Raw genomic sequence first — 13,856 nt, 5'->3', positions numbered from 1 at the left:
GAAATTGGCCAGTGCGGCCGAGGAACCGCGTCGCGCGGGTCGGCCGCGCGACCCCGCCAAATATGCCGCGATCATCGAGGCCGCGCGTACGGCGTTCTTCACGCGCGGCTTCCACGCCGCGACGATTGAGGACATCGCGCAGGCGGCGGAGGTGTCGAAGGTGACCGTCTATAGCCGGTTCGGCGACAAGGAGACGCTGTTCGAGGAGGTCATGCGCGCGGAGAGTGCGCGAATGGCGGCGGTGTTCGACGAAGAGATCGCCGGGCAGCGCAATCTTGAGGAACAGCTCAACGCCTATGGCGTCGGGCTGCTGAATTTCATGTTCAGCAAGGACCATGTCGCGGTCGACCGGGTGCTGATGCACGAAATCGCGCAGATCCCCGATCTGGCGCGCCGCTTTTACGAGGCGGGACCTGCCTTGTGCTTCGGGCGGCTGGCCGAAGTACTGTCCGAGGCGGCGGCGCGGGGCGAGGTCGAGGTGGACGATCCCTATCTGGCCGCACAGGACCTGTGCGGGCTGTGGAAGGGGGTGTCGGACCTTGGGCTCAAATTGGGCCTCGATCCGCTTCCTGGACCGGAGGCGATCCGCAAGCGAGTCGAGCGGGCGACGCGACTGTTTCTCAAAATGATTGGATCGAAGGCGTGACGATCGGCGTTATAGCCGCCGATGGAGGTGCTTAGATGCGACAGATGATTCTGGTACTTGCGACGGCGGGCCTGCTGGCCGGATGCGGTGGCGGGCAGACCGCCAGCAATGTGACGGCGAACCAGGCCGTCGAAAATACGGTCGAGGATACGACCAATTATCAGGCCGAGGTGCTCGCGCTCAATCTGCGCGCGCGCGAAGGCGTATTCCTCCGCGCGGTGCGCGATGCCGGCCTGAGCTGTCAGTCGGTGACCGCAAGTGAGCGGGTCGAGGATCGCGGCGGCGACCCGACCTGGCGGGCGACGTGCGACGACCGCAACCCGCATCTGATCTCGATCACCAAGGACGGCACCGCGAATATCGTGAGCCGTACCGACGCGGACTGATCTCCACCCAAAAAATTGGGAGGCAGGCTTAGGCCCGCCTCCCATGAGTGGGGGTTCACTCTTCAGAGGCCGACGACGCCGCCATCATTCTTGGTGATGACGACCACCGAGGAACGCGGGCGCGTTCCGGCGGGGGCGGTGCCGGTCGCCTGCGTCGCAGGCCAGCTGCTGTCCGGGGCGGCGGCGGTGCCATCTTCACCGGGATGCTGGATCCCGACGAACAGCGCGCGTCCATCCGGCGTGCTGTCGACGCCGGTGATCTCGCAGCCAACCGGACCGACCAGGAAACGCTTGAGGGTGGCGTCCGTCGCCGGCGCGCCGCGGCGGGTGGTCTGGGTCGCCGTCGCGCCGCCCGAGCCGCGGTTGGTGATCGTCACCGATCCGCCATCGCCCACCGTTCCCGGAATGGCGACGAGCATCTGGTTGTTGGTGCGGTCGGTCAGCGCGCCATCGTCGGTCTGGATCCACAGTAGCGGCTTGACCTGACCGCCCGGGTTGGTCGGGCGGGAGAACCACAGGCCGTCGGGGCTGGAGAAGTCGTTCGACGCGGTGAGGCCTGATAGATTGACGTCGCTGTCCGCGTCCGCAGAGTCCGCGCCGAACAGATAGATGTCCCAGACAAAGCCGGTGGCTGCCGGATCGGACGCATTCTCGCGCAGGCGCAGAATGTGGCCGTTCGGATTGCCATACTGGTTCGACGCGCCCTTGGGGTCGTTATAGTGGCGCGGGTTCGCGGCGTCGGTGCCGCCCAGCGGGCGAACCGATGCGTTGTTGTTGGTAAGCGTCAGGTAGATGTCGCCGTTCACCGGGTTGGTCGCGGTCCATTCGGGACGATCCATCCGGGTCGCGCCGACCGCGTCGCCAGCAAGGCGCGGGTGGACGAGAATGTCGGCCTGATCAGCGAAGACATATTCCGCGTCGGACCCGGTCGCGGGGCGGTTGGGGACCGATCCGAACACCAGCGGCACCCACACGCCCGTGCCATCGGCGTTGAACTTCGCGACATGGAGCGTGCCAGCGTCGAGATATTTGTCGCCGATGGCGAGGCGATCCGCCGCCTGCGCATCGGCCGGGTTCCACGCGGCGTCCGATACGAATTTGTAGAAATATTCGCCGCGTGAGTCATCGCCCAGATAAACCGCGACCTTCTTGCCCGAGGCTAGATTGCCGAGCCACGCGCCCTCATGTCCCAGTCGGCCCAGCGCGGTGCGTTTGCGGGGGGCCTTCGTCTTGTCATAGGGGTCGATCTCGACCACCCAGCCGAACTGGTTGGGCTCATTGCGCCAGTCGGTCGCGGCGGTGCCACCCGCGGTCGCGCGCGCATCCCAGCGGCGGAAGCGGGTGTCGGTCGCGTCGGCGGCCACGACGGTCGACCAACCATAGCTGCCGGTGCTGCTGGTGACGCCATAGCGGCGCAAACCGGTGACTTCACGCGGGGTGCGCAGTGCGTCGTCGCCGCTGCGACGGAAATATCCGGCCCAATTCTCCTCACAGGTCAGGTTCGTGCCCCACCCGCTATGGCCGTTGGCGCAATTGTTGATCGTTCCGCGGCCAGCAGTGCCGTCCGACGAGAAGGGGGTACGCAGCATCGCCGAACCACGGACCGGGCCGTTGATGACCATCGGCGTGTTCGGAGTGATCCGGCGGTTGAAGGTCGAGTTCTGGACATAGGTCCAGGCGCGGTTTGCGCCTTCGACGATTTCGGTCACCGACACGCCATGCGCTTCGATCTCCTTGATCGCCTCTGCTTCCGGACGCACGCCGCCCGTGCTGGTGGGGCCATTCGGATGGAGATACTGGACGTTGAGGTTTTCGTGATTCTGGACGAGCAGGCCGCGCGTCGAGCTTTTGTCGTCGCGCGCACCGGAGGCCGACAGGCCGTACCAGTAGAGCGCATCGCCATGATCGCCGATGCGGCTGGCGAAATCGGTGTCGGTGCCGTCATTCTTGTACGCCGGGGCGCCGGAAGCGATCGGATCGCCGAGACGGGTCAGCACGGTCACGGTGTAGCCGGCCGGAACCGTAACGATGTCGTTCTTGTTCTTCGCGAGCGAAGTGAACCCAAGCGCGGCTGGCGAGATGGCGACGGTGGTGGTGCCGACCGACGTCTGCCCGGCATTGTCGGTGGCGCGATATTCGAATTGCAGATTGGTGGGACCGCTGACCGCCGGGGCGATGAATGTGGCCGTCGCGCTGCTCGCGCCAGTCAACGTCACCGTGGGTCCCGAAATCTGGGTCCAGGACGAGGTGATCGTGCCCGCATCGGTGGCATTGCCGGTCAGCGTGACGACCCGGCCCGAGCTGGTCGCGCCCGACGACCCGACCGAGACGATGACCGGAAAGAAGTCGCCGTCGGCGTTGGCGCTGTCGCAGCCGGCCAGGATCGCGCCACCGAACACAGCCGCCGATGCCGCCGCGGCGCCGGAGCGCAGCGTCGCGCGGCGCGAATAGCGTTGCTGGATCATCGCATTGAGCGACGGGTTGCTGCTGGTATTGGTATCGACGTCGCCGTCGGTGTAGGCAAAGCCGTGCGCGGTCAGTTCGGTCATATCTCTGTCCCCTGGACCGAATCCATGGTTGGACGCGGTTCAGGGCGGCATGTGACCGTGCTCGCTTACAGGGTGATGCAATTGCGCTGACGAACATGTTGCGATTGCACGGCGAATTTATGACAGCTGGGCAGGCTGGGGCGTCTCGGCTAGAGGGCGCGCGATGACGCCGCCGCGCCACAGCCTGCTCGACTCGATTGCCCGTCGCGGTGCGGCGGCGAGGTCGATGCGGCTATCGCTTCCCCCCGTCGATCTTCGCTTTGCGGCTGCGTTGACGGGCCTGGTCGCCCTTGGCCCACTGCTGACCATAGCCGGAGCCGGATGGATACGCGCCGAGGTGGAGCGGGGCACAGAAGCGCTGCGTGCGCAGGGGCAGGCGCGGTTTGAGTCCGAAGGCGCGGAGCGGCGTGCTGCGATGCTGTTTCGCGACACGGTGCGACGTCCGACGCTATCGGCAACGCTGGACCGGATTGCGCGGGTGCTCCCCGATGACGCGCGGTTGGCGTCGGTGACGCGGGCCGCCGACGGGGTCTTGCGAATTGAGATCACCACCAACGATCCAGATCCGTTGCGCGCCGCGCTCCGTCGCGACCCGCTGTTCGTGGCGATGCGCGAGAGCGCGCAACGACGGACGGGGGATGGCCGGGTCGTGGTCACGATGCGGACGCTGCGATGAGGATCGGGAGTATCGCGGTCGGGCTGGTTGGCGGGGCGCTGTGCTGGCTTTTGCTCGCGCAGCCTATGGCCGAGTCCGTCACCAGGCTGGTGAGCGCGCGCCAGACCCGCGCGAACCTCGCGGCGCGGCTCGAGGCGCCCCCTGCACCCCAATCGCCGATTGCTGCTGCCGGTGCTGCATTGCGTGCCGATACGCGCATGGCCGCGACCCGCGCCATGGCGGCGCGCATCCGCACTGCGGCGGCAGGAGCCGGGGTGCTGGTCGAAGCGCTGAGCGCGACCGACCCCGGGCCGGGCCTGGCGGGCGTGCGCGTGCGCCTGTCGGGACCGGACAAGGCGGTAATTGCGCTGGTCGACGGGATCGAGCGGGACGCCCCGTTGATCCGCTTTCGCGAATGGCGCGCGACGCCGATTGCCGATGGCGGCGTGCGGATCGAGGGGGAGATGGTGGCGGCATGGCGTTGAAGATTGTCTCAACTGCGCTGAACCGGCGCCGCGATTCAGCGGGGCTGAATCCGACTCTCGAGGCGGGACAGGCGCGCATCCTGATCGGTGCGGCAATCCTGGCGGTCGCTGTGCCGGTGGCGGCGCTCTATCCCTATCCGCTGACCCCGCGCATCGGCGGCGGTCAGGCGATCGGGACCGTCGCGCCACCGCCGCAGCCCGCCATTGGCGCTGTCTATGAACGCCGTTTGTTCGCGTTAGCGGAGGGCGACGCGCCTCCGGCCGACGCGCCCGCGCTGACCGGCATAGCGGGGCGGCTGAACCGCGACGCGGTCGCGCTGGTGAGGATCGCCGACGGGAGCGCACGGACGCTGAAGATCGGCGAGAGCGTTGATGGCTGGCGGCTGGAAAGCCTGGCGATTGACGCGGCGTTCTTCACGCGGGGGCGCGAGCGGGTGCGGGTTGCGATGGGCGACGCAGAGCCATCGGTCGAATAGGCCCCGCTCCGTCCTATTGATCGCAGGTTTTCAACGCCTCCGTGCGGGTCGTGCGTCCGCTGGTGATCCAGCTTTCCGGGATCACGCTCAGATTCTGCTGGGTGATGAGGTAAGAGCCCGGTCGCTGGCGATAAATCACCAGCATCCCGCAATAGGCCGCGATCTTCGGATAGGTTCCGGTCACCTTGACGAAGGCGTAGCGGCCCGGATGCGATGCGCCTTCGGGATTGTTGACCCAGCCGAGCGTTTGCAGATTCCAGCTGCCTTTGCCGCCGGAATGCTGTTTGAGCATATTGGGGACGCTGAGCCATTCGTCCTTTTCGATCTCCAGGATCGGTTCCATCATCGGCATACCGGCGACGTAATCGCTGCGATCGAGCAGGCCCATATAGCGTTGGACAAAGGCGGTCAGATCGGCCTCATCCTGCGCGTTTGGCTTCCAGTCGGCGGGCGCGCGTTCATAAGGATCGGTCGCCGGGTCGTAACAGCTGAAGCTCGCCCGATATTCGGTCAGCGCCGCGCGGCCCTGAGCGTCGGTACTGGTGAAATATTTGTATCGGCCCATGCGGGCCGAGAGGCGACCGCAGCGTTGCTTGGCGAGTGCGCTGACGCGGTCGCTGACTGATGTAAGCTGCGCGACGGGGAAGGTCTCCACGACCGCCGCATAGCCCTTGCCCGGCACTGTTTCGACCTTGATCGCCGGTTGGGCCGGGGGGGCGGGCGGAGAGGGCGGTGGCGGTGCTGCGGCCATCTGTGTGCTCGTCGTTCCTCCACATACGCGCACGAGACGGTCGATGGCAGCCTTTAACGCTGCCGCCGCAGTGCCGCCGTAGAGGAACCGGCCACGCTCGGGCAGGCCCGGGGCGACCACCACGACATATTGATCACCGTTGGACAATCGAGTCGATCGTACCTGCCCCCAGGAGAAGTTCGTCGTCTCGGCCCGGGCCGGGTGCGAGGTGGTGCCAATCTGGTGCGAAGGATAGCTCACCTCCAGACGCGTGCTGCAACCCGTTCCCGAGATGGAATAGGTTGCGGTCTTGCCGGGAACCGCCGCGCCGGATGCGGCATACATCGGCGCACGAACCCGTTCGAGCAACGCCTTGATTTCGGTCTGAGCGGAAGCCTGATTATTCTGTGCCGAAGTTGCGGCGGGCAGAAACGAGACGAGCAATACAAAACTCAACAGACGCATATGCGCACCCCCACGCACATCACCAACGATGCTCGTCAGCATCACTCTATTTTAGGCGCTGATTTCTTCAAACAGAATCTGAGAGTTGCGTAGCAGGGCTGGTGGGTCAGTAAATCCCGTCAATCTCCAGCGTCAGGCGCGGCTGGAGCGGTTTGAGCAGCAGGTTGCTTGGGCTGTCGAGATCGAGTTCCTCGGCGCGCAGCCGGGCATATTTGGCCTTGGCGATCGCGGCTGCATCCTCACCGTTGCGCAGGATGGTGGGCTTGAGGAAGATGAACAGCGTCCGCTTCTGGCGGCTCTCGCGGCGGCTCTTGAAGAGTTCGCCCAGGATCGGGATGTCACCCAGGATCGGCACCTGGCTCTTTACCTGACCGTAATCGTCGGAGGTGAGGCCGCCCAGCACGATCGTCTGGCCATTGTCGGCGAGCACGGTGGTGTTGATCGCGCGGCGATTGGTGATCAGGTCGGTCGCCTGGGAGAGCTGCGTCGTGGCGATCGAGGACGCTTCCTGGACCACTTCGAGGCGGATCGTGTCACCCGCATTGATGCGGGGGAGCACCTTCAGGGTGATGCCGACATCCTTGCGCTCGACCGAGGTATAGGGGGTGACGTCGCTGGAGTCGGTGAGGATCGAGCCGGTGATGAACGGCACTTCCTGCGCGACAACGAATTCGCCGACCTTGTTGTCGAGCGTCGTGATCTGCGGTGTCGAGAGCAGGTTGGACTTGGACGAGGTGCCAAGCGCCTGGACAAGGATCGAGAAATTGTCGCCGATCGCGAGATTGGCGGTAAGGCCCGGCCCGAGGGCGGCGGCCATCGGCACGTCCAGCGCGCTGAGAATGGCGCTGAGCGACGGCTGGGTCGGGCTGCTGCTGAACGACGTGGCGGCGCCCTCAATCTGATTGAGCGCCGCGCCGCTCGTGCCGAGTTGCACCGCGAGCGCTTCGGCCTCGTCGCCGGTGATTTCGGCGATGGCGGCTTCGATCAGCACTTGGGGGCGGCGGACGTCGAGATCGATGATGAGCTGTTCAATCGCGGCGATGGCGCTGGGCGTGCCGCGGACGACGACGGCGTTGATGTCGGGCGAGGGCTGGACGGTGATCTCGGGGGTCGAGAAGCCCTGCGGCGTCGCCTCCTGTTGCTGGCCGAGCTGGGTCTGCTGCGCCTGAGCGGCGCCCGCGGCGGCGGCTGCGGCGGTCTGGGCGGGGCTGGTGCCGCCCGAGGCGATGAGGCCGCCGAGTACGCCGCTGGGGCTGCGCGGATTGCTGCGCGATCCGGACAGGCTGCGCGCGACAGGGTTGGTGGTGGTCGATTCCTGTCCCAGCACGCCGCGCAGCACTTCGGTCACCGATTCGGCGTCGGCATAGTTGAGGCGGAAGACGCGCGTCATCGGCGTCGCGCCGCCCGGCGCGTCGAGCGACGCGGCCATGCGGCGCGCGTCGGCGACGGCGGCGGGCGAGCCGCGCACGATGATCGTGTTGCTGCGCGCATCCGCCGCGACGCGCGCGCCGCCCGCTGCGGCATCGCCGAGCACCGTCTGGAGCGCCTGCGCGACTTCGGGTGCGCTGCCGTTGCGCAGCGTGATCGTGGCGAAGGTCATGCCGCTGCCGCTGCCGTCGAGCGAGCGCAGGATTGCCTCCACCCGGCGGACATTGTCGGCATAGTCGGTGACGACGACGGCGTTGGGCTGGGCCAGCGGCTCGACGCTGCCGAAGCTGGCGACGAGCGGGCGGACGACGCGGGCGGCCTCGGCGCTGGGCACGTTGGCGAGGCGGATCATCCGCGTCACCAGTTCCTGACCCGATGCGGCGCGCGAGGGGACGCCCCCGTCGCGCACGGCGTTGCCCGCCGGCACGATCCGCCAGGCGCGGCCCGAGCGGACCGCCGCAAAGCCGTTCGCGCGCAGCACCGACTGGAACAGCTCCCACACGCCGCTGGGAGAGAGCGGGGTCGCCGACGTGACGGTGACGCTGCCCTTGACCGACGGGTCGAGGATGAGCGTGCGCCCGGTGAGGCGCGAGATCTGGTCCGCGACATCGGCGATCTCGACCCCGCGCATGTTGACGACGATGTCGGCGGCCTCGGTCTGCTGCGCGAGCACGGGCTGCGCAGTCATGGCGGCCAGCGCGAGGGCCAGAGAGACTTTGGCTGCGGTCTTGCGGATCATGTGCGGCACGGTTGGATACCTAGCGGGTCGGGATGGTCAGCGTCACGGGCTTTCCATCGCGGGTGATCTGGACTTGGACGGAGCTGCGGCCCTGGGCAGCGGCGAAGGCGGCGGCGGCGCTGGCCTGTCCGGTCAGCGGGGCGCCGTTGATCGAAGTGATGACGTCGCCCGACTGAAGCCCGGGCGGGGCATTGGCGCCGACCTGCATCCCGCCGCCCGGAGCGGGGGTCATGCCCGCGAGCGCGGCCGCAGCTGCCGGAGGAGGAGCGGGGGTGGTCGCGGGCGCGGCGGCAGCGGACTGGGCCGGGGGCGCGGCGGCGCTCGCCTGTTGCTCGGGGGTCAGCGTGGGATCGGGAAAGGCGAGATATTCGATGTTGCCGCCGACGCGCAGGATCACGCGGTCGCGCAGGATCCCCTCGATCGTTCCGCCGCCCGGTGCCTCACCGATGCGGAATGGCTTCGCGGTTTCGCCGCCGACTTCGATATAGGCGACCGAGAGCGCGGCGGGCACGGCGGCGAACACGCCCTTGAGCTTCAGCGGAAGGCCGGTCGGCTGGGACGCGTCGGTGATCGCACCCTTGCCGAACGGGGCAAAGGCGAGCGCAGGGGCGAGATCGGCGGTCGTGGCGGCGGGACGCGCGCCCGAGGGAACGGTGACCGCGCCGGTGCTGGCATGGCCGGCGATCCGCCAGGTCAGGCCCGCAAGCGCGATCGCGACTGATACGATCGCCGCCGCCGCGAAGATATCGAGCGCAGTGCGCGCCTGGCGCGGCGAGAGGTCCGGGAATCGGATCATGCTCCGCCGCCCTCGACGAAGCCGTCGAGCGATGCAAGGGGCGAACGCTCGCCTGCGGGAGTTACGTCGACGCGGACCTTGTCGATCGCCCTATCTTCGGTGCGGGCGCGGACGACCTGTACCTGCCATTGCTCACCGAGCAGTTCGACCTGCTTCTGCGCAGCGGCAGGGTCTGCGACCTGGAGCTCGGCGAGGCGGTTTTCGGCGACCCACATCGCGACGGCGCGGCGTTCGAGCCCGCGGGTCGAATCGACATGGCTCTCCACCGCGCGGATGAGGCCCACGCTGGCGATAGCGAGCACCGCGAGCGCGACCAGCGCCTCGATCAGCGAGAAGCCCGCGTCGTCCTTCACGAGGGCTGGGTCCCGGCCTGTGCGCGCTGCGCGGTGGCGGTCATGCCGTCGTAGCGGACGGTCCAGACCTGTTCGCCATTGCTGATGGTCGCGTTGAGCGGCTTGCCCGATCCATCGACGCCCATCATCACCGGGGGCGCCACGTCCAGTGCGACCGCGATGCCACCGGGCAGGCGGTGAAAAGCGAGGCCATCCGACAGGGGGGTCATGGTTCCGTCGCGGCCGACCGCGGCAAAGCCATAGCCGTGCTTCTCCACTGTGAAGGCGATGATGCGATCCCCGATCATCGCATCGTCGGCTGCCGCCTGCAGCCGGAGCGCCAGGCGGCGCGCTTCGGTTTCGACCGAGGGTGCGCGGGTGGCGGCGCCGACGCCGAGCGCGACCCCGCCCGCGACGACGCCGATGATGACGAGCACGATCAGCATCTCGATCAGGGTCATGCCCTGATCAGCGCATCTCCTGCTTGTCCCCCCCGGCACCGACTCTACCGATCCCGCGAGTCGAGATCGGCGTCGAGACCCTCGCCCCCGGGCTTTCCGTCCCGGCCGAGCGATTTCAGCGTGAAGCTGGAGCCGGTGGATTCATAGACATAGGGGTTGCCCCAGGCATCGACCGGATCGATCCGGACATATCCGCCATCCGGCCAGGCTGTGGGGAGGGGCGGGGTCGTCGGCTTTTCGACCAGCGCTTTCAGCCCCTGCGTCGTCGACGGATACTGGCCATTGTCGAGGCGATAGGTGGTGAGCGCGCTCGACAGCGTCACGAGATTGGTCTTGGTGGTCGTCACGCGCGCCTGATCGGGGCGGCCGACGACATTCATCGTCACCAGCCCGGCGACGATGGCGATGATGACGAGCACCACGATCATTTCCAGCAGGGTGAGCCCGGCCTCGCCCGTTGGCACGGGCCGACCCTTGCCCTTCGCGTGCTTGCTCTTCGCGACATCGACTGTCACGGTGTCATTGAATTGTTTTAAAACTGTGCGCATCGCGGCCCCATGCGGGTTCATCGTGAAAGCCATGTTACAGCCGGGACTCCTCAAAGCATGACGGGCCAACCCATTTCGGAGTTCGCGGACGAGCCGTCCGGCGGCGTGTGGACGCTGGCGGGCGGACGGCCGATCATAGCCGACCCCGACGGCCCTGCAACCATGCTGGTGCCGGGCGAATCGGTGCTGGTGCTGGCCGTCGACCTGCCGCTGGCGTCGCGGGCGAAGCGGATCGAGGCGCTGCCCTTCGCGATCGAGGACAAGATCGCCGATCCGATCGAATCGGTGCATCTGGCGATCGGCGAGGAGATCGCGCCGAAGAAATATCTGGTCGCGGTGGTCCGCCACACCCGGATGGTCGAATGGGTCGAGGCGGCGGAGGTCGCGGGCCTTGGCCATGCCGCATTGGTCCCCGATGCGCTGGCGCTGCCGGTGCCGGGACCGGGCGAATGGTGCGCCGAAGCGGGCGATGGACGCGTGGTCGTGCGCAGTGGCGATGCGACCGGCTTTGCCGCGCCCGCCGCGCTGATCGGCCCGGCCTGGGAAGCGGCGGGGCGCCCGCGCATCTGGAATATGGGCGCGACGCCGATCGGCGAACTCCCGCAACAGCCTTATGCGGGCGGCGGCGGGGGGCTGGCCGAGCGGCTGATGCGCCCCGCGCTCGACCTCCGGCAGGGCATCTATGCGCGGCGCGCCAGCGCGGCACGCAGCAGCTGGCTCAAGCGGTTTGGGTGGATCGCGGCGGCGGGGATCGCCGCGCACACGGTGATCGCGGCAGCCGATGCCGTGATGTTGCGCGTGATTGCCGAGCGCCGTGCGGAGGATGTGCGCACCGCCGTCGCGCAGGCAGCGCCGGGAACGCCGCTCAATGGCGATCTGGAACAGACGGTGGTCGAACTGTTGCCCGCCCCCGGCGCGGCACCGGGCGGGTTCGTGCCCGCCGTCACCCAGCTTTCGCGGGCGCTGGCACCGCTGTCGAGCGCCGTGACGGCGCGGGCGATGCGGTATGAGGGGAGTGCGCTGGTGCTGGAGATAGAGCCGGGCGCCGGCGATCTGGCCGGGCGGGTCCGCGCGGCGTTGCAGGCGGCGGGCGTGGCCGGGCAGGTATCCGCCGGTGCCGATGGCGCGATCCGCGTGAGCATCGCGGCATGATCCGGGTCGTTCGCATTTCCGCGCTCGACAGCCTGTCGTCGCGCATGTCGCTATGGTGGGCGGGGCTGAGCAGCCGTGAACGCTGGCTGGTCGGTATCCTGGGCGGGCTGCTCGCGGTCCTTGTCCTCGTGTTCGGGATCGTGAAGCCGCTGCAGACCGCGCGTGCCGATGCCATCGCCGATATCCGGGCGCGCGAGACGCTGGCGGCGCGGGTGCGCGCGGCGGGCGTGCTGGCACCTCCGGGCAGCCAGCCGCAGCAGCGCGCGGGCGCGCCGATCGATGCAGCGGGCGTCGCCGCGCGTGAGGTGGGGCTGGTCGCCACGCTCGCGCCGGGCGGGGCCGGGGTAATGGCGCAGGTCGCCGAGGCGCCCTATGAAACCGTGATCGGCTGGATCGGCAATGTCGAGCGCACCACCGTGCTGCGCGCCCGCCGGGTCGAGATGACCCGGGGCGGCGCCCCGGGTCGCGTCACGACCAGTGTGGAGTTCGGCCAGTGAATGCGGTGACGCCCGACGTCGCGAACCTGCCCTATGGCTATGCGCGCAATCATGGCGTGGTGCTGCGCATGGGACCCGGCGGGCTGGACTGCGTGCATCGCTCCGACGCGGCGCTCGACGCGCTGCTCGAGGTCCAGCGGATCGCGCCGGGCGTGCGGTTCGTGCCGGTGGCGGATGCCGACTTCGATCAGGCGCTGGCAGCGAGCTATTCAGGCAGCGCGGGCGCGGCGGCCGAGTTCGACTTGGGCGGCATGGACCTGGCGGCGCTGGCGGACAGCGCGGCGGCGGTCGACGACCTGCTCGATTCGCGCGACGATTCGCCGGTCATCCGCCTGATCAACGCGCTGCTGCTCGAGGCGGTGAAGGAAGGCGCGTCGGACGTGCATGTCGAGACGCAGGAGAAGCGCGTCGTCGTCCGCTTCCGCATCGACGGGGTGCTGCGCGACAAGCTCGAACCGCGCCGCGAGCTCGCGCCGCTGCTGGTCAGCCGCATCAAGGTGATGGCGAAGCTCGACATCGCCGAGAAGCGCGTGCCGCAGGACGGCCGCGTGACATTGCGCATCGGCGGGCACGATGTCGACGCGCGTGTCTCGACCATCCCGACCCAGCATGGCGAGCGGGTGGTGATGCGTCTGCTCGAGAAGGGCTCGCTCAAGCTCGACATGGAAGCGTTGGGGATGAGCGCGCGCGACCGCGAGGTGTTCGCGCGGTTGCTTGAGCGGCCGCACGGCATGTTGCTGGTCACCGGGCCTACGGGCTCGGGCAAGACGACCAGCCTCTATGCCGCGCTCCAGCGGCTGAACGATCGCAAGCGCAACATCATGACGGTGGAAGACCCCATCGAATATGAGCTGGCGGGCGTCGCGCAGACCCAGGTCAATGCGCGCACCGGCATGACCTTCGCACGCGGGCTGCGCGCGATCCTGCGCCAGGACCCCGATGTCATCATGGTCGGCGAGATCCGCGATCAGGAAACCGCCGAGGTCGCGGTAAGGTCGGCGATGACGGGGCATTTCGTGCTGTCGACGCTGCACACCAACAGTGCGGTCGGATCGGTCACGCGGCTGATCGACATGGGGGTCGAGCGGTACCTGCTCGCGCCGATGCTGGTCGGGGTCGCGGCGCAGCGGCTGGTACGGCGGCTGTGCTCGAGCTGTCGGCGCCAGGATGTGGCGAGCGAGGGCGATTCGCTGCTGCTGGGCGGCGCGCTCAAGCCGGGCAAGAAGGTCTGGCGTGCGGTGGGCTGCGACGACTGCCATGGCGATGGCTATCGCGGACGTGCGGGCCTGTACGAGGTCGTCGCGGTCGACGAGACCTTTCAGGCGATGATCCACAATGGCGCGTCCGAGGCGGAGATCGAGGCGCACGCGCGGCGCGACAATCCCTCGCTGCTCGACGATGGCGTGGACAAGGTTCGCGCCGGGGTGACGACGGTCGAGGAAGTCGCGCGGGTGGTGAGGGACGAGGCGTGAGGGATTCGCAAATCCTCCCCGGAACGGGGAGGGGGACCG

15 protein-coding genes are annotated in these 13,856 nt (G+C 68.2%); 8 read left to right on the top strand and 7 right to left on the bottom strand.

From position 1 onward, the window contains the following. Positions 1-4 precede the first annotated feature (4 nt). Positions 5-646: a TetR/AcrR family transcriptional regulator gene (locus tag FPZ54_RS05930; RefSeq protein WP_145845697.1), complete on the top strand. Its 642-nt coding sequence runs from the start codon at positions 5-7 to the stop codon at positions 644-646. A gap of 35 nt (positions 647-681) precedes the next feature. Next, entirely contained in the window at positions 682-1,032 is a 351-nt protein-coding gene (locus tag FPZ54_RS05925; RefSeq protein ID WP_145845696.1) for a hypothetical protein, read from the top strand. A 62-nt stretch (positions 1,033-1,094) separates the two neighbouring features. Here FPZ54_RS05925 and FPZ54_RS05920 read toward each other — a convergent pair whose 3' ends face one another. Then, the gene (locus FPZ54_RS05920) at positions 1,095-3,581 is read right to left on the bottom strand and encodes a PhoX family protein (RefSeq protein ID WP_145845694.1); all 2,487 of its coding nucleotides are present in this window, start codon (positions 3,579-3,581) and stop codon (positions 1,095-1,097) included. Positions 3,582-3,744: 163 nt separating this feature from the next. Here FPZ54_RS05920 and FPZ54_RS05915 point away from each other — a divergent pair, with 163 nt between their 5' ends. The 3 genes from FPZ54_RS05915 to FPZ54_RS05905 are packed head-to-tail and all read left to right on the top strand — an operon-like array spanning position 3,745 to position 5,197. Further along, entirely contained in the window at positions 3,745-4,257 is a 513-nt protein-coding gene (locus FPZ54_RS05915) for a hypothetical protein (RefSeq protein WP_145845693.1), read from the top strand. Then, positions 4,254-4,721, top strand: coding sequence for a hypothetical protein (locus FPZ54_RS05910; protein ID WP_145845692.1), 468 nt, complete (start codon positions 4,254-4,256; stop codon positions 4,719-4,721). The genes FPZ54_RS05915 and FPZ54_RS05910 overlap by 4 nt, the downstream gene beginning before the upstream one ends. Further along, the gene (locus tag FPZ54_RS05905) at positions 4,712-5,197 is read left to right on the top strand and encodes a hypothetical protein (protein WP_239019732.1); all 486 of its coding nucleotides are present in this window, start codon (positions 4,712-4,714) and stop codon (positions 5,195-5,197) included. The genes FPZ54_RS05910 and FPZ54_RS05905 overlap by 10 nt, the downstream gene beginning before the upstream one ends. Positions 5,198-5,210: 13 nt before the next feature. On the opposite strand, the gene FPZ54_RS05900 is transcribed toward FPZ54_RS05905, so the two are convergent. From FPZ54_RS05900 to gspG, 6 genes are all read right to left on the bottom strand, one after another. Beyond that, entirely contained in the window at positions 5,211-6,392 is a 1,182-nt protein-coding gene (locus FPZ54_RS05900; RefSeq protein WP_145845691.1) for a hypothetical protein, read from the bottom strand. A 106-nt stretch (positions 6,393-6,498) separates the two neighbouring features. Further along, a complete protein-coding gene (gene gspD, locus FPZ54_RS05895) occupies positions 6,499-8,559 on the bottom strand; it encodes a type II secretion system secretin GspD (protein WP_145845689.1) in 2,061 nt (686 codons plus the stop codon). Between the two features lie 19 nt (positions 8,560-8,578). After that, a complete protein-coding gene (locus tag FPZ54_RS05890) occupies positions 8,579-9,355 on the bottom strand; it encodes a type II secretion system protein N (protein WP_145845688.1) in 777 nt (258 codons plus the stop codon). Then, complete coding sequence (gene gspI, locus FPZ54_RS05885) at positions 9,352-9,708, bottom strand: type II secretion system minor pseudopilin GspI (protein ID WP_145845687.1); 357 nt, start codon at positions 9,706-9,708, stop codon at positions 9,352-9,354. Before gspI ends, FPZ54_RS05890 begins: the two co-directional genes overlap by 4 nt. Then, positions 9,705-10,187, bottom strand: coding sequence for a prepilin-type N-terminal cleavage/methylation domain-containing protein (locus FPZ54_RS05880; RefSeq protein WP_277872324.1), 483 nt, complete (start codon positions 10,185-10,187; stop codon positions 9,705-9,707). Before FPZ54_RS05880 ends, gspI begins: the two co-directional genes overlap by 4 nt. Before the next feature lie 5 nt (positions 10,188-10,192). Beyond that, complete coding sequence (gspG, locus tag FPZ54_RS05875; protein WP_145849605.1) at positions 10,193-10,696, bottom strand: type II secretion system major pseudopilin GspG; 504 nt, start codon at positions 10,694-10,696, stop codon at positions 10,193-10,195. A gap of 57 nt (positions 10,697-10,753) precedes the next feature. Between gspG and gspL the strand changes: the two genes are divergently transcribed. Genes gspL through FPZ54_RS05860 form a run of 3 tightly spaced genes read left to right on the top strand, consistent with a single transcriptional unit; the run spans position 10,754 to position 13,817 of the window. After that, positions 10,754-11,848 (top strand): type II secretion system protein GspL, encoded by a 1,095-nt coding sequence (gene gspL / locus FPZ54_RS05870; protein WP_145845683.1) that lies wholly within the window; start codon positions 10,754-10,756, stop codon positions 11,846-11,848. Continuing rightward, positions 11,845-12,345 (top strand): type II secretion system protein GspM, encoded by a 501-nt coding sequence (gspM, locus tag FPZ54_RS05865; protein ID WP_145845682.1) that lies wholly within the window; start codon positions 11,845-11,847, stop codon positions 12,343-12,345. Before gspL ends, gspM begins: the two co-directional genes overlap by 4 nt. Next, positions 12,342-13,817, top strand: a complete 1,476-nt coding sequence (locus FPZ54_RS05860; protein ID WP_422396559.1) for a GspE/PulE family protein — start codon at positions 12,342-12,344, stop codon at positions 13,815-13,817. Before gspM ends, FPZ54_RS05860 begins: the two co-directional genes overlap by 4 nt. The last annotated feature ends 39 nt before the right edge of the window (positions 13,818-13,856 follow it).

Source organism: Sphingomonas suaedae (assembly GCF_007833215.1).
Taxonomy (GTDB): Bacteria; Pseudomonadota; Alphaproteobacteria; order Sphingomonadales; family Sphingomonadaceae; genus Sphingomonas; species Sphingomonas suaedae.
This window is presented reverse-complemented; position numbering and strand designations above follow the sequence as displayed.

Coding starts and splice junctions, on each gene's coding strand:
- gspD (WP_145845689.1), bottom strand. CDS start 8,559: ATGATCCGCAAGACCGCAGCCAAAGTCTCTCTGGCCCTCGCGCTGGCC.
- gspM (WP_145845682.1), top strand. CDS start 11,845: ATGATCCGGGTCGTTCGCATTTCCGCGCTCGACAGCCTGTCGTCGCGC.
- gspG (WP_145849605.1), bottom strand. CDS start 10,696: ATGCGCACAGTTTTAAAACAATTCAATGACACCGTGACAGTCGATGTC.
- FPZ54_RS05920 (WP_145845694.1), bottom strand. CDS start 3,581: ATGACCGAACTGACCGCGCACGGCTTTGCCTACACCGACGGCGACGTC.
- FPZ54_RS05915 (WP_145845693.1), top strand. CDS start 3,745: ATGACGCCGCCGCGCCACAGCCTGCTCGACTCGATTGCCCGTCGCGGT.
- FPZ54_RS05890 (WP_145845688.1), bottom strand. CDS start 9,355: ATGATCCGATTCCCGGACCTCTCGCCGCGCCAGGCGCGCACTGCGCTC.
- gspL (WP_145845683.1), top strand. CDS start 10,754: ATGACGGGCCAACCCATTTCGGAGTTCGCGGACGAGCCGTCCGGCGGC.
- FPZ54_RS05905 (WP_239019732.1), top strand. CDS start 4,712: ATGGCGTTGAAGATTGTCTCAACTGCGCTGAACCGGCGCCGCGATTCA.
- FPZ54_RS05910 (WP_145845692.1), top strand. CDS start 4,254: ATGAGGATCGGGAGTATCGCGGTCGGGCTGGTTGGCGGGGCGCTGTGC.
- FPZ54_RS05900 (WP_145845691.1), bottom strand. CDS start 6,392: ATGCGTCTGTTGAGTTTTGTATTGCTCGTCTCGTTTCTGCCCGCCGCA.
- FPZ54_RS05925 (WP_145845696.1), top strand. CDS start 682: ATGCGACAGATGATTCTGGTACTTGCGACGGCGGGCCTGCTGGCCGGA.